We start from the raw sequence: 17551 nt of genomic DNA, 5'->3' as shown, positions 1-17551 counted from the left end.
GATCAGCCACGGGAGAACGACTGGGGATCGACATACGGCCGGCCGATCGCGTAGTAGTCGATGCCCAGTTCGGCCATCGCGTCCGGCTCGTACAGGTTACGCCCGTCGAAGATCACCGGCGCCTTCAGTTCAGCCTTCAGGCGCGTGAAATCGGGGCTCCGGAATTCCTTCCATTCGGTCACGATCACGAGCGCGTCCGCACCCGTCACGGCAACGTCCTGCGTATCGACGAGCTGCAGCCGCGCGAGCGCGTTCGCATCGTCGCCGAAATCCAGCGCGAACACGCGCCGCGCCTCGTCGACCGCGACCGGATCGTACGCGCGCACGATCGCGCCGCGCTCGAGCAGCGCGGCGATCAGGCGGCGGCTCGGCGCCTCGCGCATGTCGTCGGTGTTCGGCTTGAACGCAAGCCCCCAGACCGCGAACTCGCGGCCGGTCAGGTCGGCGCCGAAGCGCTGCTCGATCTTGCCGATCAGCACGTCCTTCTGCGCATGGTTGGCTGCCTCGACTGCTTCCAGGATGCGTAGCGGCTGGCCGTTCTCGCCCGCGGTGCGAATCAGCGCCTGGACGTCCTTCGGGAAGCACGAGCCGCCGTAGCCGACGCCCGCGTACAGGAAGTGGTAGCCGATGCGCGGATCGGAGCCGATCCCGCGGCGCACGGCCTCGATGTCGGCACCGACCTTGTCGGCGAGATTCGACATCTCGTTCATGAACGAGATACGCGTCGCGAGCATCGCATTCGCCGCATATTTCGCGAATTCGGCCGAACGCACGTCCATGTAGATCGTCCGCTCGTGGTTGCGGTTGAACGGCGCGTAAAGCTTCTTCATCTTCTCGCGCGCGATCGTGCCCGTCTCGTCGCCGTCGACACCGATGATGATCCGGTCAGGGCGCATGAAGTCCTCGACCGCGGCGCCTTCCTTCAGGAATTCCGGGTTCGACACGACCGAGAAGCGATGCGCGACGCTGCCCGCGAGCCCGCGCGCGGCAAGCGCCTCGTCGACCACGCCGCGCACGCGCTGCGCGGTGCCGACCGGCACCGTCGACTTGTCGACGATCACCTTGAAGCCCGTCATGTAGCGGCCGATGTTGCGCGCCGCCTCGAGCACGTATTGCAGGTCGGCCGAGCCGTCCTCGTCGGGCGGCGTACCGACCGCAATGAACTGGATCTCGCCGTGCGCGACGCTCGCCTCGATGTCGGTCGAGAAGCGCAGGCGCCCCGCCGTGCGGTTGCGCGCGATGATGTCCAGCAGCCCCGGTTCGTGAATCGGCATCCCGCCGTTATTCAGGATGTCGATCTTGCGCGAATCGACGTCGAGACAGAACACGTCGTGACCGATCTCCGCGAGGCATGCGCCCGTGACGAGGCCGACATAGCCGGTGCCGATGATGGTGATTTTCATAGATGTTCCGGTACTTCCCGGTAATTGACTAACTTGGCCGCCGGGACGAACCCGGCGACAACCGCTGCGCGTTGGCTCCGCGTGCCGGGATCAGCTCGACATCGCAGGTTCGACGCGGCGCGGCGCATAGGTTTCCCAGCCGCTGCATCCGGGGCACTGCCAGTAGAAGAGCCGCGCCCGGAAACCGCAATTCTGGCACGTATACCGTGGCAGATTTTTCGTGCGCTGCTTGATCAGCGCACGCATCATTTCAAGTTCCTTACGACGCGGTTCGTCGGCCGCCGCGATCTGCGCATCGAGCAGGTGCAGCATCCCCGACAGGTTCGGCGACTTCTCCATCTGCGCGCGCGCGAGCGTGTGCGCCGCATCCTGGCCGCGCAACCCCGCGATGTGCTGATAGGCAATGTCGAGCAGGTCGTTCGACGGATAGCGGTCGACATACCCCATCAGCAGTTCCGCGCCGTCGACGTTCTTGCCGAGCGCGACATAGGCCTTCATCAGCTTGTCGGCGACGACCGGCAGATACGCCGGGTTCTGCGCTTCGACGCGCTTCCAGTGCTCGATCGCGGCCGCGTGATTGCCCTCCGCCTCGGCGGCATCGCCGGACAGGATCGTCGCGCGAACGTTCTGCGGGTTCACGGTCAACGCGAGCCGCAGTTGTTCCGCGGCCGCAGCCGCGTTCTTGCGCTGCAGCGCGTCCTGCGCGAGTTCGCAGTGAAACTGCGCGATTTCGGTGCCGAGCGGTTTGTCGCTCATCGACTCGATGCGCTTCGCAGTATCGATCGACTTGTTCCAGTCCTTCTCGATCTCATAGATCGTCAGCAGCGCCCGCTGTGCGCCGAGCGCGTAATCGCCGTCGGCGAGCTTGTGGAACGCCTCCTCGGCGCGGTCGAGCAGGCCTGCTTTCAGGAAATCCTGGCCGAGCTCGTACAGCGCGTGGTCGCGCTCGTTGACCGGCAGATCCGTGCGACTCAGCAGGTTCTGGTGCACGCGGATCGCGCGGTCGGTTTCGCCGCGACGGCGGAACAGGTTGCCGAGCGCGAAGTGCAGCTCGACCGTCTCGGGGTCGAGCTTGGCGACCTCGATGAACGCGTCGATCGCCTTGTCGGGTTGTTCGTTCAACAGAAAATTCAGGCCGCGAAAATACGATCGCGGCAGGTTGGCACTCTCCGACAGGAGATTCTTCAGGTCATAGCGTGACGCCGCCCAACCGAGCGCGAACGCAACCGGAATCGCGAGCAACCACCAGAAATCCAGATCCATGCGAAATATCGAAGCAGAGACGAAAACCGCGCGATTATCGCGCGGCGTCCGTGTTAAATGACGGGCGGCATCGGCGGCTGGTCGATGACGGCAGGCGTTTCACGCGCCGCGCGCAGATCGCGCTTCAGGCGCCCGTTCTCGAGACGCAGACGGAAGATCGAAGGCAGCGCGGACAGCAGGCCGGCCACCAGCCCCACGGCGAAGAACGCGAGGCCGATCAGGATCAGCGGCGCTTGCCATGCATAGCCGGCAACAAAATTCAGCGTCGCGGTTTGCGTATTGGCCAGCGCGAGCACCAGCAGCAGTACGAACACCAGTACCCGGATCAGCCAGACGATAAACTTCATGAAGCCCTCTCTTTGTTGAGGTTTGCCGCGGCGCGCGACTCCCCTTCGCCCACCGAATCGACCCGTATTGTAAAGGATGCGTTTCAGCGGCTGCGCACATCCTGCTCGCCCCATTGCGCCGCGGCTGCCGGAAACGAAAAAAGCGCCCGCTAGGGGCGCTTTTTTCTTCAGCCTTCGCCGGACAGGTTCCGGGCAAACCGAACGACGCTCAACGCTCGTCGTCCGGATCATCAGCCTTCAGCGGCTCACCGGCGCGGCCGTCGACGCGTTCACGCAATTCCTTGCCAGGCTTGAAGTGCGGCACGAACTTCTCGGGCACCTGCACTTTCTCCCCCGACTTCGGGTTGCGTCCGACACGCGCCGGGCGACGGTTGAGGCCGAAGCTGCCGAAACCCCGAATTTCGATGCGATGCCCTTTCGCCAGGGCTTCAGACATCGCATCGAGCATCGTTTTCACCGCGAAATCCGCATCCTTGAGGACAAGTTGCGGAAATCGCGATGCCAGCTGCGCGACCAACTCGGATTTGGTCATACTTCAGCAGACCTCGTGAGGCTTACTGGTTCTGGCCGTCGAGCTTCGCCTTCAGCAGCGCGCCGAGGTTGGTCGTACCGGTCGCAGCAGCGCTGGAGTCCGATTGCAGGCCGCGAATCGCTTCCTGTTGTTCGGCCGAATCCTTCGCCTTGATCGACAGGTTGATACCGCGCGACTTGCGATCGATGTTGATCACCATCGCGTTGACCTTGTCGCCTTCCTTCAGCACGTTGCGTGCATCTTCGACGCGATCCTGCGAGATTTCCGACGCGCGCAGGTAGCCTTCGATGTCGCCCGTCAGCGTGATGACCGCACCCTTCGCATCGACAGTCTTCACGACGCCGTCGACGATCGAGCCCTTGTCGTTCATTGCAACGTAGTTGCTGAACGGGTCGCCTTCGAGCTGCTTGATGCCGAGCGAAATACGCTCCTTCTCGACGTCGATACCGAGCACGATTGCTTCGACTTCGTCGCCCTTCTTGTACTTGCGAACGGCTTCTTCGCCAGCTTCGCTCCACGACAGGTCCGACAGGTGGACCAGGCCGTCGATGCCGCCCGGCAGACCGATGAACACGCCGAAGTCGGTGATCGACTTGATTGCGCCCGTGATCTTGTCGCCCTTCTTGAAGTTGCGGCTGAAGTCATCCCACGGATTCGGCTTGCACTGCTTCATGCCGAGGCTGATACGACGACGGTCTTCGTCGATCTCGAGGACCATGACTTCGACTTCGTCGCCGAGCTGGACAACCTTCGACGGAGCAACGTTCTTGTTGGTCCAGTCCATTTCCGACACGTGGACGAGGCCTTCGATGCCCGATTCCACTTCGACGAATGCGCCGTAGTCGGTGATGTTCGTGACCTTGCCGAACAGGCGCGTGCCCGACGGGTAACGGCGCGAGATGCCTTCCCACGGATCGTCGCCCAGTTGCTTGATGCCCAGCGAGACGCGGTTCTTCTCTTGGTCGAACTTGAGGATCTTCGCGGTGACTTCCTGGCCAACCGACAGGACTTCGCTCGGGTGACGCACACGACGCCATGCGATGTCGGTGATGTGCAGCAGGCCGTCGATGCCGCCGAGGTCGACGAACGCGCCGTAGTCGGTGATGTTCTTGACCACGCCGTTGACGATCGCGCCTTCCTTCAGCGTCTCGAGCAGCTTCGCGCGCTCTTCGCCTTGCGTCGCTTCGATCACTGCACGACGCGACAGCACGACGTTGTTACGCTTGCGATCGAGCTTGATCACGCGGAACTCGAGCGTCTTGCCTTCGTACGGGGTCGTGTCCTTGACCGGACGCGTGTCGACCAGCGAACCCGGCAGGAACGCGCGGATGCCGTTGACCATCACGGTCATGCCGCCCTTCACCTTGCCGGTGATCGTGCCGGTGACGAGTTCGTTGTTGTCGAGGGCCTTTTCCAGCGACAGCCACGATGCAAGGCGCTTCGCCTTGTCGCGCGACAGGATCGTGTCGCCGTAGCCGTTTTCGAGTGCGTCGATCGCGACCGACACGAAATCGCCCGACTGCACCTCAACCTCGCCCTGATCGTTCAGGAATTCCTCGATCGGAATGTAAGCCTCGGACTTCAGGCCTGCATTGACGACCACGAAGTTGTGGTCGACGCGCACGACTTCGGCGGAAATCACTTCGCCGGCGCGCATGTCTTGGCGGGTCAGCGACTCTTCGAACAGAGCCGCAAAGGATTCGGTATTCGGGGTGGAGGTTTGCAGGTCGGACATAAAAATCTGATTGTGCATGGATCGCTGTGCCACGCCGGCCGGAATGGCAGGCTGAAAGGGCCAGATCGAATTCCACACGGGGTTAAGGGTTCGAAACACGCTCCGCGCTTGCGACGCGGAACACCTACCGCTGCCCGCCTTCTCAGGCGGGCTGGCCGAGCGCCCGGTACCACTGCAGCACCCGGTCGACTGCTTCATCGACCGAAAGTGCCGACGTATCGAGCAGCTCGGCATCTGCCGCGGGCTTCAGCGGTGCGGCCGCACGATTGCTGTCGCGCGCGTCACGTTCACGAAGATCCCGGAGCAAGTCATCTATATTAGCAGAAAAACCTTTTTGCATCAATTGCTTATACCGCCTGGCCGCGCGCGCCTCGGCGCTGGCGGTCAGGAACACCTTCAGCACGGCGTCCGGGAAGATCACCGTCCCCATGTCGCGGCCGTCGGCAACGAGGCCCGGCGTCTTGCGGAACGCGCGCTGGCGCGCGACCAGCGCGGTGCGCACGGGCCCGTGCACGGCAATGGCCGACGCGCGGTTGCCGACCGCTTCGGCGCGGATGTCGTTCGACACGTCGACGCCGTCGAGCTGCGCGCAGCCTTCGCGGAACGTGATGTGGAGATCGTCGATCAGTTTCACCAGTGCGTCGATGTCCTCCGCCGCGATGCCGTAGCGCACGCTTGCAAGCGCCGCGAGACGGTACAGCGCGCCGCTGTCGAGCAGGTGGAAGCCAAGGTGCGCGGCGACGAGCGCCGCGACGGTGCCCTTGCCGGAGGCGGTCGGGCCGTCGATCGTGATGACGGGAGTCGGGTGAAAGGGTCGGGTCGATTTCATCGGAACAGTCGGGTCAGGCTTTGGCGAGCGCGGCGAAGCGGTCGAAATAGTCGGGGAACGTCTTGCCGACGCACTTCGGATCGTTGATCCGCACGGGCACGCCGCCCAGGCTGACGAGCGAGAAGCACATCGCCATCCGGTGATCGTCGTACGTGTCGATCGCCGCGTTCGGCGTGAGCTTTTCAGGCGGCGTGACGACGAGATAGTCGGGACCTTCCTCGACGGTTGCGCCGACCTTGCGCAGTTCGGTCGCCATCGCCGCGATGCGGTCGGTCTCCTTCACGCGCCAGCTCGCGATGTTGCGCAGCGTGCTCGTGCCGCTCGCGAACAGCGCCGCAACCGCGATGGTCATCGCCGCATCGGGGATCAGGTTGAAATCCATGTCGATCGGCTCGAGCTTGCCGTGGTCGTGGCCGATGCCGCGCACGTCGATCCAGTCGTCCCCCATCGTCACGTTCGCGCCCATCTGCATCAGCGCGTTCGCGAAACCGACGTCGCCCTGGATGCTCGCCCGCCCTACGCCCTCGACGCGCAGCGGGCCGCCGCCAAGTGCGCCGGCCGCGAGGAAGTACGATGCGGACGACGCATCGCCCTCGACCATGATCCGCCCCGGCGAGCGGTAGCGGACGCCGGCCGGCACGACGAAGCGCTGCCAGCCGTCGCGCTCGACGACCACGCCGAAACGCTCCATCAGCCGGATCGTGATGTCGATGTACGGCTTCGAGATCAGTTCGCCGTCGACCTCGACGACGATCTTGCCGTCCTTCGCCTTCACGAGCGGCAGCGTCATCAGCAGCGCCGTGAGGAACTGGCTCGACACGTCGCCGCGCACACGGATCGGCGCATCGACCGAGATCGTCGCGGGCCTGATCCGCAGCGGCGGGTAGCCTTCGTTCAGCTCGTAGTCGATCCGCGCGCCGATCTGCCGCAGGCCGTCGACGAGATCGCCGATCGGCCGCTCGTGCATGCGCGGCACGCCGTGCACGCGATAGTCGCCGCCGTTCACCGCGAGCGCCGCGGTCAGCGGCCGCACGGCCGTGCCCGCGTTGCCGAGGAACAGGTCGGCCGTCTTCGCGGTGAACGCGCCGCGCGTGCCCGTGACGACGCAGGTGTCGCCGTCGCGCGCGAGCTTCACGCCGAGCTTGCCGAGTGCATCGAGCATCACGCGCGTGTCGTCGGAGTCGAGCAGATTGGTGATCGTCGTTTCACCTTCGGCAAGCGCCGCGAGCAGCAGCACGCGGTTCGAGATGCTCTTCGAGCCGGGCAAGCGCACGGTGCCCGATGCGCTGGAGTACGGGCCGAGATCGAGATAGTCCATGGGAATCGTCCTGTTATTTCTTGACCGGTTCGGCAGCGGGCGCGCCGCCGCGCTCCTGCCATGCCTTGCGTGCGGCGCGCGAGCGCGTAAACACGGCTTCGAGCGCCGCGCCGTCGCCGGCGTCGATCGCCTCGCGCAGCCGCGCGAGCACGCGCGTGTAGCCGTCGAGTTCGTCGAGCAGCGCCGCGCGGTTCGCGATGCACACGTCGCGCCACATCTCCGGGCTCGACGCCGCGATGCGCGTGAAATCGCGGAAGCCGCCCGCCGCGTACGAGAATTTGAGCTCCGCGTCCGCCTCGCCGAGGATCTGCTCGACGAGCGCAAACGACAGCACGTGCGGCAGATGGCTGATCGACGCAAACACGCGATCGTGCTGCGCGGTGCTCATCGTGCGCACGTCGGCGCCGGTCGCGCGCCACATCGCGTCGATCCGCGCGACCGATTCGGGCGCGTTCTCCGGCAGCGGGCACAGCACGACGTTGCGGCCGACGTACAGGTCCGGCAACGCAGCCTCGACGCCGCTCGACTCGCGGCCGGCAATCGGATGCCCCGGCACGAACTGCGCGATCCGCGCGCCGAGCGCTTCCCGCGCGGCCGCGACGACATCGGATTTGGTGCTGCCCGCATCGGTGACGATCGTCGCATCGGCGAGCCACGGCGCGATGCGCGCGAGCAACGGGCCCGTCTGCGCGACGGGTGCGGCCAGCAGCACGAGATCGGCGCCCGCAAGCGCGTCGCGCAACTGCGCGTCGTCGTCGAGCGCCGCCGCGCGATCGATCACGCCGAGCGACAGCGCACGCTCGACCGATGCGCGCGAACGGCCCACGCCGACGATCTCGCCCGCGCCGCCCGGCGCGCGCTCGCGCAGCGCGCGGGCCAGCGATCCGCCGATCAGGCCGACACCGAAAATGACCAGTTTGTTGAATGCAAAGCCTGACACGACAAGAGCCAAGTTACGCGTGCGGAACAACGCCCCGCACACGGAATTCCAGATTCCGGGCAACGGGCCCGCACCCGGCGCAACCAGCACCGGATGCCACCCGAACCCGCCTTCGGCAGCGCCGATCGGCCTGCCCTGCCGCCTGGCCGCCGCGCATCAGCGTGCGCGCGGATACGAACCGAGTATCTTCAGGAACGCAGCCTTCTGGCCGAGCTCCGCGAGCGCGGCCGCGACCGACGCATCGTCGCGGTGCCCTTCGATGTCGATGTAGAAGTAGTACTCCCACGTGCCGACGCGTGCCGGACGCGACTCGAAGCGCGTCATCGACACGCCGTGCCGCGCGAGCGGTTCGAGCAGCTTGAACACGGCGCCCGGCTCGTTCTTCACCGACACGATCAGCGATGTCTGGTCATGACCGCTTTGCCCGGCCGGCTGCTTGCCGACGATCACGAAGCGCGTGCGGTTGTGCGGATCGTCCTGGATCTGCGAGAACGCGATCTGCAAGCCGTAATGCGCGGCCGCGCGGTCACCCGCGATCGCCGCGACGGTCGGATCGGCCGCCGCGAGGCGCGCGGCCTCCGCGTTGCTCGCCACGGCCTGCCGCTCGAGCTGCGGCGCATTCGCGGCGAGCCACTGCTGGCATTGCGCGAGCGCCTGCGCATGCGCGCAGACGCGCTTCACGCCATCGAGCGTGCCGCCTTGCGTGAGCAGGTTGTGGTGGATGGGCAGCGCGAGCTCGCCGCTGATCAGCAGTTGCGTCTGCAGCAGCAGGTCGAGCGTGCGCGACACGGCCCCTTCGGTCGAATTCTCGACCGGCGCGACGCCGAACGCGGACGCACCGGCCTCGACCGAACGGAACACCTCGTCGATCGACGGGCACGGCAGCCCCTCGATCGACTGGCCGAAATACTCGAACATCGCCTGTTCGGTATACGTGCCGACCGGCCCGAGGAACGCGACGTGGATCGTCTGCTCGAGCGCGCGGCTCGCTGCCATGATCTCGCGCCAGATTGCGCTGATGTGCTCGCTCGCGAGCGGCCCCGCGCTCATGTCCTGCAGCCGTGCGATCACCTGCAGCTCGCGCTCCGGCCGGAACACCGGCGCGTTGAAATGCTTCTTGACCTCGCCCACCTCCAGCGCCACCGCGGCGCGCTGGTTCAGGAGCGCAATCAGCTGCGCGTCGATCGCGTCGATGCGATCGCGCAGCGGTTTCAGGCGGGAATTCAGTTCGTCGTCCATGCGTTTTGCCGTGCTGTTTGAGCAGCGTCGCCGTCAGGCGCCGCGCTGCTCGAAGTCCTTCATGTACTCGACGAGCGCCTTCACGCCATCGAGCGGCACCGCGTTGTAGATCGACGCCCGCATGCCACCGACGGACTTGTGGCCCTTCAGCTGCAGCAGCCCGCGCGCCTTTGCGCCGGCAAGGAAGTCTTCGTTGCGCGTTTCGTCGGCCAGGAAAAACGGCACGTTCATCCGCGAACGCGCTGCCGGCTCGACCTTGTTCAGATAGAAGCTGCTCGCATCGATCGTGTCGTAGAGCAGCTTCGATTTTTCGATATTGCGGGCCTCGATCGCTTTGAGGCCACCCTGCCGCTTCAGCCACTGGAACACGAGGCCCGCGATGTAGATCGCATAGGTGGGCGGCGTGTTGTACAGCGAGTTGTTCTCGGCGACAGTCTTCCATTCGAACGCGGACGGGCAGATCGACAGCGCGCGATCGAGCAGATCCTCGCGCACGATCACGACCGTCACGCCGGCCATCCCGATATTCTTCTGCGCGCCGCCGAACAGCACGCCGTATTTCGCGACGTCCATCGGCCGCGACAGGATGTGCGACGAGACATCAGCGACCAGCGGCACGTCGCCGAGATCGGGAATCTCGAACGTCTCGACGCCGTCGATCGTCTCGTTGGTGCACAGATGCACGTAGGCCGGATCGTCCGACAGTTGCCATTCGGCGCGCGCCGGCGCACGCGTGAAGCCGTCTTCCGTCTTGCCGGTTGCGGCGAGATGCGGCGTGCAGAATTTCTTCGCCTCGCCGAACGATTTCTGCGACCACGAGCCCGTCACGACGAAGTCGGCGGTCGTGCGCGACCCGAGCAGGTTCATCGGCACGATCGCGTTTTCCGCGATGCCGCCGCCCTGCAGGAACAGGATCCGGTGGCTTGCCGGCACGCCGAGCAGGTCGCGCAGGTCGGTCAGCGCGGCCTCGTGAATCGACATGAATTCCTTGCCGCGATGGCTCATCTCCATCACGCTCATGCCGCTGCCGTGCCAGTCGAGCATTTCGTCGGCGGCCTGCCGCAGCACTTCCTCGGGCATCGCCGCAGGACCGGCGGAGAAATTAAAGACGCGCATCGTGAAAACCTCGGGAGGGACGCGACCGGCGGCTTGCCGCCGCATGTCAGTTGCAAATGAGCCGCGCCAGAAAAGGAATGGCCGCTTGCGCTCGCGCGCAAACGGCCATTATCGCACTGTCGTCAGGCTCCCGCCAAACCCGGCCGAACGGCCGGGGGCGTGCCGGGACGCCTTACTTGCCCGGCTTGACTGCTGCGACTTCCTTGTCAGCCTGCGTGCGCGTCGCCTGGATCGCTTGCGGCATGTACTTCTGCATCAGGCCGTTGACCACGTCGCGACCGACCTGATCCTGAACCTGGATGAACTTGCGGCCCGTCGGGCTCTTGTAGAACGTCGTCAGATCCTTGATCTCCGACGTGCTGTAGTACTTCGCGTATGCGTCGTACTGAGCCGACATCGCGTCGCTCTGGAACTGCTGCGTGCCGAACACCTTGCCCGCGCCGTCGACCAGCTTCGGCACCGCGTTCTTCTGCAGCGTCGGAACGGCAGCCTGCTTCTGCTTGTCGTTCAGCGTCTTGTTTTCCGACAGCGCGTCCGACAGGATCGCCGGCACGAGCTGCTTGGCCTGCATTTCGGCGCTGTTGCCGATTGCCGACACGAGCTTCGGCGCGTCGATCGCGTCGAGCAGATCCTTGATCGCGGCCTTCTTGTCGGCGTCGATCGGCGCAGCTGCCGCGGCGGGCGCCGGTGCGGAATTCGACAGCGCTTGCGCCATCGCGAACGTCGGCACCAGTGCAGCCAGCAGGACCAGTTGCTTGAATTGCTTTTGCATCATCACTCCCTTTTGGAAATATGAATGGTTGCTCGCCGGCCGCGGCGCTTCACGCCCGCGGCGGCCAGAGTCTCATCCGTTCTTCAGGCTTCGCCGTCCGACGCCTCGTCGGCCTCGCCATCGCCCTCCTCGGCCTCCGCAATCTGCTGCAGGCCGGAGAGCTTGGTACCCTCATCGAGACTGATGAGTGTAACACCTTGCGTGGCACGTCCCATCTCGCGAATCTCGGAAACACGGGTGCGAATCAACACGCCGGCCGTCGTGATCAGCATGATCTGATCCTCGGCGTCGACGAGCGTCGCGGCCACGACCTTGCCGTTGCGCTCGGACGTCTGGATCGCGATCATACCCTTCGTGCCGCGGCCGTGACGCGTGTACTCGGTGATCGGCGTACGCTTGCCGTAGCCGTTCTCGGTCGCGGTGAGCACGGTCTGCTCCTCGCTGCCCGCGACCAGCATCGCGATGACCTGCTGCCCGTCCTCGAGCTGCATGCCGCGCACGCCGCGCGCCTCGCGCCCCATCGGACGCACGTCGTTCTCGTCGAAACGCACGGCCTTGCCGGCATCGGAGAACAGCATCACGTCGTGCGCGCCGTCGGTGATCGACGCACCGATCAGGAAGTCGCCGTCGTCGAGGCCGACCGCGATGATGCCCTTCTTCATCGGACGGCTGAATGCTTCGAGCGGCGTCTTCTTCACGGTGCCGAGCGACGTCGCCATGAAGATGAACTTGTCAGCCGAGAATTCCTTGACCGGCAGCACGACGTTGATCTTCTCGCCATCCTGCAGCGGGAACATGTTGACGATCGGGCGGCCGCGCGAGTTGCGCGAGCCCTGCGGCACTTCATAGACCTTGACCCAGTACACGCGGCCGCGGTTCGAGAAGCACAGGATGTAGTCGTGCGTGTTCGCGATGAACAGCGTCTCGATCCAGTCGTCTTCCTTCATCTGCGTCGCCTGCTTGCCGCGACCGCCGCGCTTCTGCGCGCGGTACTCGGACAGCGGCTGCGACTTCACGTAGCCCGCGTGCGACATCGTGACGACCATGTCCTGCGGCGTGATCAGATCCTCGGTGTTCAGCTCGGTCGCGTTCAGCTCGATCTTCGAGCGGCGCGCGTCGCCGAATTCGGCCTTCACCGACGTGAGTTCCTCGCCGATCATCGTCGTGATCCGCTCGGGGCGTGCGAGGATGTCCAGCAGGTCGGCGATCTGCGCCATCACTTCGCGGTATTCGCCGATGATCTTGTCCTGCTCGAGGCCGGTCAGGCGCTGCAGGCGCATCTGCAGGATTTCCTGGGCCTGCGTGTCGGACAGACGGTACAGCCCGTCGCCCTGCATGCCGAACGCCGGGTTCAGGCCCTCCGGGCGATATGCGGAGCGGCCGCCGGCCGCCGCGTTCTCACTCTCGGCACGCGTCAGCATCTCGCGCACGAGCGACGAATCCCACGGCTTCGCCATCAGCTCCTGCTTGGCGATCGGCGGCGTCGGCGCGGCCTTGATGATCGCGATGAACTCGTCGATGTTCGCGAGCGCGACCGCGAGACCTTCGAGCACGTGGCCGCGTTCGCGGGCCTTGCGCAGTTCGTAGATCGTGCGACGCGTCAGCACTTCGCGCCGATGCGACAGGAAGCACTGCAGGATTTCCTTCAGGTTCAGCAGCTTCGGCTGGCCGTCGACGAGCGCGACCATGTTCATGCCGAACGTGTCCTGGAGCTGCGTCGCCTTGTACAGGTTGTTCAGCACCACTTCCGGCACTTCACCGCGCTTGAGCTCGATCACGACACGCATACCGCTCTTGTCGGACTCGTCGCGGATGTCGGAGATGCCCTCGAGCTTCTTCTCGTTGACGAGCTCGGCGATCCGCTCGAGCAGCGAGCGCTTGTTCACCTGGTACGGCAGCTCGTCGACGATGATCGCCATCCGCTGGCCGCGGTCGATCTCCTCGAAGTGCGTGGCCGCGCGCATCACGACGCGGCCGCGCCCGGTGCGGTAGCCGTCGCGCACGCCGGCGACGCCGTAGATGATGCCCGCCGTCGGGAAGTCCGGCGCCGGGATGATCTCGATCAGCTCGTCGATCGTCGCTGCCGGGTTGTTCAGCAGGTGCTGGCACGCGTCGACGACTTCGTTCAGGTTGTGCGGCGGGATGTTGGTCGCCATGCCGACCGCGATGCCCGACGAGCCGTTGATCAGCAGGTTCGGAATGCGCGACGGCAGGACCGACGGCTGCATTTCGTTGCCGTCGTAGTTCGGCTCGAAATCGACCGTTTCCTTGTCGATGTCGGCGAGCAGCTCGTGGCCGATCTTCGCCATGCGAATTTCGGTGTAACGCATCGCCGCGGCATTGTCGCCGTCGATCGAGCCGAAGTTGCCCTGCCCGTCGATCAGCATGTAGCGCAGCGAGAAGTCCTGCGCCATCCGCACGATCGTGTCGTAGACCGCGGTGTCGCCGTGAGGGTGGTACTTACCGATCACGTCACCGACGATACGCGCCGACTTCTTGTACGCGCGGTTCCAGTCGTTGTTCAGTTCGTGCATCGCGAACAACACGCGCCGGTGCACGGGCTTCAGGCCATCGCGGACATCCGGGAGGGCACGTCCGACGATCACGCTCATCGCGTAATCGAGATACGAACGGCGCATTTCCTCCTCTAGGGAGGTGGGCAGGGTCTCTTTGGCGAATTGATCCATGTATCCGTATCGTTTCGGAGCGAAGACGGCGAACGCCTTTCGCGTGGGCGCTGCATGCGCAACGCAACGCGAGATTCTAACATGCGCCCATCAGCCGCAAATTCGCCTCCCCCTCTATATATAAATAGCGAAAATCGCGGCGGCGGCGAACCGGCCGGAATCGCACGCGACTCGACGTCACCGTTGATCGCGCCCGGTTTACCGGCGATCCCGCCCGGTTTGTTTCACGCGCGCGAGTAAACAGACGCACGCATCCGCGCAATTTCGCCGACTCGCCCTTGACAATCTCTAAAAGTTGCGGCAGGCCGGTGTTGCGCATGCACCACAAAGTTGAGGGGATCTTAGGGTGGGGAGGATTTTTTTTCGTAGGAAGGGAACGATATGGCAAAATGCCAACGCACTGAAAGTTAGACGCTGCTCGAAGTCTACACAGAGCGGTGCCGCGTTTTTTGTGCCGCACCAATGTTATACTTCGAGCAATGTATGACTTGTCACCGTCAACAGGCTCGCAGTAAACCTGCGGTAATCTCAATTTCGAGAGGAGAAATATGAATAAACTTTCAAAGCTCGCGTTCATTGCAGCTACCGCAGTTATGGCTGCATCCGCTTCGGCACAGTCGGTGCCGGCGTCGCGTCAAGCCGTCAATGACAACTGGGTGAACGGCACGGGCGAATGGGTGTGGATGAACGGCACGAACGAGCTCTGCTGGCGTGACGCGTTCTGGACGCCGGCCACCGCCAACGCAAAGTGCGACGGCGCACTGGTCGCCCAGGCACCGCAGCCGCCGGTCGCTCCGGTCGCTCCGGCCATCACGAGCCAGAAGATCACGTATCAAGCTGACGCCCTGTTCGACTTCGACAAGGCAACGCTCAAGCCGCTGGGCAAGCAGAAGCTGGACGAACTGGCTTCGAAGATCCAGGGCATGAACACGGAAGTGGTCGTCGCAACGGGCTACACGGACCGCATCGGTTCGGACAAGTACAACGATCGTCTGTCGCTGCGCCGTGCGCAGGCTGTGAAGTCGTACCTGGTCAGCAAGGGTGTGCCGGCCAACAAGATCTACACGGAAGGCAAGGGCAAGCGCAACCCGGTTACGACTGGCTGCAACCAGAAGAACCGCAAGCAGCTGATCGCCTGCCTCGCACCGGACCGCCGCGTGGAAGTCGAAGTGGTTGGTACGCAAGAAGTCCAGAAGACGACCGTTCCGGCGCAGTAAGCCGCGGTTTTCGACTGCTTCAAAGCCCCGCTCCGGCGGGGCTTTTTCATTGATGCCCGTCCGGGCGCTCGCTGGCCTCGTCGTCCGCCCGCTTATATACTCGGGGCTGACGAACTGCAGCACCGCCCTCCTTCCGTAGCCCGTTTGCCGACATGACCAACGCCGATCCGCACGAACTCCAGAAATTCAGCGACCTCGCCCATCGGTGGTGGGACCCGAATGCCGAATTCAAGCCGCTGCACGACCTGAACCCGGTCCGGCTCGGCTGGATCGACGCGCATGCGCACCTGGCCGGCAAGCGCGTGCTCGACATCGGCTGCGGCGGCGGCATCCTGTCCGAATCGATGGCCGGACTCGGCGCCCAGGTGAAAGGTATCGACCTGTCGACCGAAGCGCTCGGCGTCGCCGACCTGCACAGCCTCGAAAGCGGCATCGCGGTCGACTACGAGGCGATCGCCGCCGAAGCGATCGCCGCGCGCGAGCCGGGCACCTACGATGTCGTCACGTGCATGGAGATGCTCGAGCACGTGCCGTCGCCCGGCGATGTCGTCGCCGCGTGCGCGACGCTCGTGAAGCCCGGTGGCTGGGTGTTCTTCTCGACGCTGAACCGGAACCTGAAGTCCTACCTGTTCGCGGTGATCGGCGCGGAGTACATCGCGCAAATGCTGCCGAAGGGCACGCACGACTACGCGCGCTTCATCCGCCCGTCGGAACTGGCCGGCTTCGTGCGTGCGACGGATCTGCACATCGCGGAGATCAAGGGCATCACGTATCACCCGATCGGCAAGCGCTTCGCGCTGTCGAACGACACCGACATCAACTACCTCGTCGCGTGCCGCCGCGGCGCATGACCCTCCGACCGGCATGACGACTCCCCTTTCGACCGCGCGAGCCGCACTCGACGAACCGCGCCTGCTGCACTGCGATGCCGTGCTGTTCGACCTGGACGGCACGCTTGCCGACACGGCACCCGATCTCGCGGCTGCAGTCAACAAGATGCAGCGCGCGCGCGGCCTGCCCGAAACGCCGCTCGACGTGCTGCGGCCGCTGGCCTCGGCCGGCGCGCGCGGCCTGCTCGGCGGTGCATTCGGCATCGATCCGCGCACGTCCGGCTACGAAGCGATGCGCGACGAGTTCCTGGCCAACTACGCGACGGATATCTGCGTGCAAACGACGCTGTTCCCCGGCATCGGCGACGTGCTCGACGAACTCGATGCGCGCGGCGTGCGCTGGGGCATCGTCACGAACAAGGCGATGCGGCTCACGGCGCCGCTCGTCGACCTGCTCGGCCTTGCACCGCGCGCGGCCTGCGTCGTAGGGGGCGACACAACGCCGCACTCGAAGCCGCACCCTGCTCCGCTGCTGCACGCGGCCGACCAGTTGACGCTGGCGCCGGCGCGCATCGTCTACGTTGGCGACGATCTGCGCGACATTCAGGCCGGCAGCGCCGCCGGCATGGCGACGGTCGCGGCCGCGTACGGCTACTGCGGCGACGGCGCCGCGCCGGCCGACTGGCAGGCCCAGCATCTCGTCGACACGACGCAAGAACTGCGCGAACTGCTGCGCGATGTTGGGCTATAATGATCGATCTGATCCGCGGGGGCGACCTGGTTTCGACAGGGGTTGTGAAGCGGCTAGGGCATGTCGAGGACCCGTCACCTCGTTAATCAATGGGAAAATCGTAACTGCAAACGACGATACGTTCGCACTGGCAGCCTAACGGCCGCCGTCCTCTGCCTAGTTCACTGACGGGCTAGTGTCGCAAGACCGGTAGCAATACCGCCAGAGGTCATTTACGTCAGTTAAGCCCTGTCGGCGTCGCGACGCCAGGGTCGAAAAACTAGCGAATCGCCGTAGTGCAGCGTGTTCGTCCGCGTCGCTGCGGTTAAATCAAATGACTGAACTAAACATGTAGAACTAGTCGTGGAGCGCTTCTGGACGCGGGTTCGATTCCCGCCGCCTCCACCAAATTCCGCGCTCGCCGCACGAACCCCGCATGACGCAAGTCTGCGGGGTTTTTTGTTGCCGGCGAAACGCTCACGCCGCTCTCCTTCCGAAAAAGCGCCCAGCCACGGATGGGCCAGGCGGAATGCCGCCGGTGTTCCGGCGACAGGAGGTGACGGATGTTCTGCCGCGCCCGCACAATCATCGGT

The 17551-nt window shown here is 64.8% G+C and carries 15 protein-coding genes and 1 other RNA gene; 4 read left to right on the top strand and 12 right to left on the bottom strand.

Annotated elements, in window-relative coordinates:
• Positions 1-2: 2 nt before the first annotated feature.
• From OEJ37_RS28870 to gyrA, 12 genes are all read right to left on the bottom strand, one after another.
• Complete coding sequence (locus OEJ37_RS28870; protein ID WP_174417748.1) at positions 3-1403, bottom strand: UDP-glucose dehydrogenase family protein; 1401 nt, start codon at positions 1401-1403, stop codon at positions 3-5.
• 90 nt (positions 1404-1493) lie between these two features.
• Complete coding sequence (lapB, locus tag OEJ37_RS28865) at positions 1494-2666, bottom strand: lipopolysaccharide assembly protein LapB (protein WP_263347863.1); 1173 nt, start codon at positions 2664-2666, stop codon at positions 1494-1496.
• Between the two features lie 53 nt (positions 2667-2719).
• Positions 2720-3013: a lipopolysaccharide assembly LapA domain-containing protein gene (locus OEJ37_RS28860; protein ID WP_077218847.1), complete on the bottom strand. Its 294-nt coding sequence runs from the start codon at positions 3011-3013 to the stop codon at positions 2720-2722.
• A 208-nt stretch (positions 3014-3221) separates the two neighbouring features.
• The gene (locus OEJ37_RS28855) at positions 3222-3545 is read right to left on the bottom strand and encodes an integration host factor subunit beta (RefSeq protein WP_072436057.1); all 324 of its coding nucleotides are present in this window, start codon (positions 3543-3545) and stop codon (positions 3222-3224) included.
• Positions 3546-3567: 22 nt separating this feature from the next.
• Positions 3568-5280 carry a 30S ribosomal protein S1 gene (rpsA, locus tag OEJ37_RS28850; protein ID WP_034183438.1) on the bottom strand — a complete coding sequence of 571 codons (1713 nt, stop codon included), beginning with the start codon at positions 5278-5280 and terminating at the stop codon, positions 3568-3570.
• 142 nt (positions 5281-5422) lie between these two features.
• Positions 5423-6109: a (d)CMP kinase gene (gene cmk / locus OEJ37_RS28845; protein ID WP_174417750.1), complete on the bottom strand. Its 687-nt coding sequence runs from the start codon at positions 6107-6109 to the stop codon at positions 5423-5425.
• Positions 6110-6122: 13 nt separating this feature from the next.
• The gene (gene aroA / locus OEJ37_RS28840) at positions 6123-7427 is read right to left on the bottom strand and encodes a 3-phosphoshikimate 1-carboxyvinyltransferase (RefSeq protein WP_174417751.1); all 1305 of its coding nucleotides are present in this window, start codon (positions 7425-7427) and stop codon (positions 6123-6125) included.
• Between the two features lie 13 nt (positions 7428-7440).
• On the bottom strand, positions 7441-8367 hold the full coding sequence (locus tag OEJ37_RS28835) for a prephenate dehydrogenase (protein WP_263347856.1): 927 nt from the start codon (positions 8365-8367) through the stop codon (positions 7441-7443).
• A gap of 156 nt (positions 8368-8523) precedes the next feature.
• Positions 8524-9606, bottom strand: coding sequence for a prephenate dehydratase (pheA, locus tag OEJ37_RS28830; protein ID WP_174417753.1), 1083 nt, complete (start codon positions 9604-9606; stop codon positions 8524-8526).
• Between the two features lie 33 nt (positions 9607-9639).
• Positions 9640-10722 carry a 3-phosphoserine/phosphohydroxythreonine transaminase gene (gene serC / locus OEJ37_RS28825; RefSeq protein ID WP_174417754.1) on the bottom strand — a complete coding sequence of 361 codons (1083 nt, stop codon included), beginning with the start codon at positions 10720-10722 and terminating at the stop codon, positions 9640-9642.
• A 172-nt stretch (positions 10723-10894) separates the two neighbouring features.
• A complete protein-coding gene (locus OEJ37_RS28820) occupies positions 10895-11494 on the bottom strand; it encodes a DUF2059 domain-containing protein (protein ID WP_034187466.1) in 600 nt (199 codons plus the stop codon).
• 83 nt (positions 11495-11577) lie between these two features.
• Entirely contained in the window at positions 11578-14181 is a 2604-nt protein-coding gene (gyrA, locus tag OEJ37_RS28815; protein ID WP_072436062.1) for a DNA gyrase subunit A, read from the bottom strand.
• Positions 14182-14729: 548 nt separating this feature from the next.
• Between gyrA and ompA the strand changes: the two genes are divergently transcribed.
• From ompA to ssrA, 4 genes are all read left to right on the top strand, one after another.
• Positions 14730-15398 (top strand): outer membrane protein OmpA, encoded by a 669-nt coding sequence (ompA, locus tag OEJ37_RS28810; RefSeq protein WP_006400736.1) that lies wholly within the window; start codon positions 14730-14732, stop codon positions 15396-15398.
• Between the two features lie 152 nt (positions 15399-15550).
• The gene (gene ubiG / locus OEJ37_RS28805) at positions 15551-16249 is read left to right on the top strand and encodes a bifunctional 2-polyprenyl-6-hydroxyphenol methylase/3-demethylubiquinol 3-O-methyltransferase UbiG (RefSeq protein ID WP_174417755.1); all 699 of its coding nucleotides are present in this window, start codon (positions 15551-15553) and stop codon (positions 16247-16249) included.
• A 13-nt stretch (positions 16250-16262) separates the two neighbouring features.
• Positions 16263-16979: a phosphoglycolate phosphatase gene (gph, locus tag OEJ37_RS28800; protein WP_152855427.1), complete on the top strand. Its 717-nt coding sequence runs from the start codon at positions 16263-16265 to the stop codon at positions 16977-16979.
• 17 nt (positions 16980-16996) lie between these two features.
• Positions 16997-17366: a transfer-messenger RNA gene (gene ssrA / locus OEJ37_RS28795) on the top strand.
• The last annotated feature ends 185 nt before the right edge of the window (positions 17367-17551 follow it).

This window comes from Burkholderia sp. BKH01 (assembly GCF_025685725.1).
GTDB classification, from domain to species: domain Bacteria; phylum Pseudomonadota; class Gammaproteobacteria; order Burkholderiales; family Burkholderiaceae; genus Burkholderia; species Burkholderia pyrrocinia_C.
Note: the sequence above shows the minus strand (reverse complement) of the source record. Positions and strands in the feature narration are given on the sequence as shown.

Excerpts from the sequence above, each read along its gene's own strand:
- OEJ37_RS28870 (WP_174417748.1), bottom strand. The coding sequence starts at position 1,403 with ATGAAAATCACCATCATCGGCACCGGCTATGTCGGCCTCGTCACGGGC.
- lapB (WP_263347863.1), bottom strand. The coding sequence starts at position 2,666 with ATGGATCTGGATTTCTGGTGGTTGCTCGCGATTCCGGTTGCGTTCGCG.
- OEJ37_RS28860 (WP_077218847.1), bottom strand. The coding sequence starts at position 3,013 with ATGAAGTTTATCGTCTGGCTGATCCGGGTACTGGTGTTCGTACTGCTG.
- OEJ37_RS28855 (WP_072436057.1), bottom strand. The coding sequence starts at position 3,545 with ATGACCAAATCCGAGTTGGTCGCGCAGCTGGCATCGCGATTTCCGCAA.
- rpsA (WP_034183438.1), bottom strand. The coding sequence starts at position 5,280 with ATGTCCGACCTGCAAACCTCCACCCCGAATACCGAATCCTTTGCGGCT.
- cmk (WP_174417750.1), bottom strand. The coding sequence starts at position 6,109 with ATGAAATCGACCCGACCCTTTCACCCGACTCCCGTCATCACGATCGAC.
- aroA (WP_174417751.1), bottom strand. The coding sequence starts at position 7,427 with ATGGACTATCTCGATCTCGGCCCGTACTCCAGCGCATCGGGCACCGTG.
- pheA (WP_174417753.1), bottom strand. The coding sequence starts at position 9,606 with ATGGACGACGAACTGAATTCCCGCCTGAAACCGCTGCGCGATCGCATC.
- serC (WP_174417754.1), bottom strand. The coding sequence starts at position 10,722 with ATGCGCGTCTTTAATTTCTCCGCCGGTCCTGCGGCGATGCCCGAGGAA.
- OEJ37_RS28820 (WP_034187466.1), bottom strand. The coding sequence starts at position 11,494 with ATGCAAAAGCAATTCAAGCAACTGGTCCTGCTGGCTGCACTGGTGCCG.
- gyrA (WP_072436062.1), bottom strand. The coding sequence starts at position 14,181 with ATGGATCAATTCGCCAAAGAGACCCTGCCCACCTCCCTAGAGGAGGAA.
- ompA (WP_006400736.1), top strand. The coding sequence starts at position 14,730 with ATGAATAAACTTTCAAAGCTCGCGTTCATTGCAGCTACCGCAGTTATG.
- ubiG (WP_174417755.1), top strand. The coding sequence starts at position 15,551 with ATGACCAACGCCGATCCGCACGAACTCCAGAAATTCAGCGACCTCGCC.
- gph (WP_152855427.1), top strand. The coding sequence starts at position 16,263 with ATGACGACTCCCCTTTCGACCGCGCGAGCCGCACTCGACGAACCGCGC.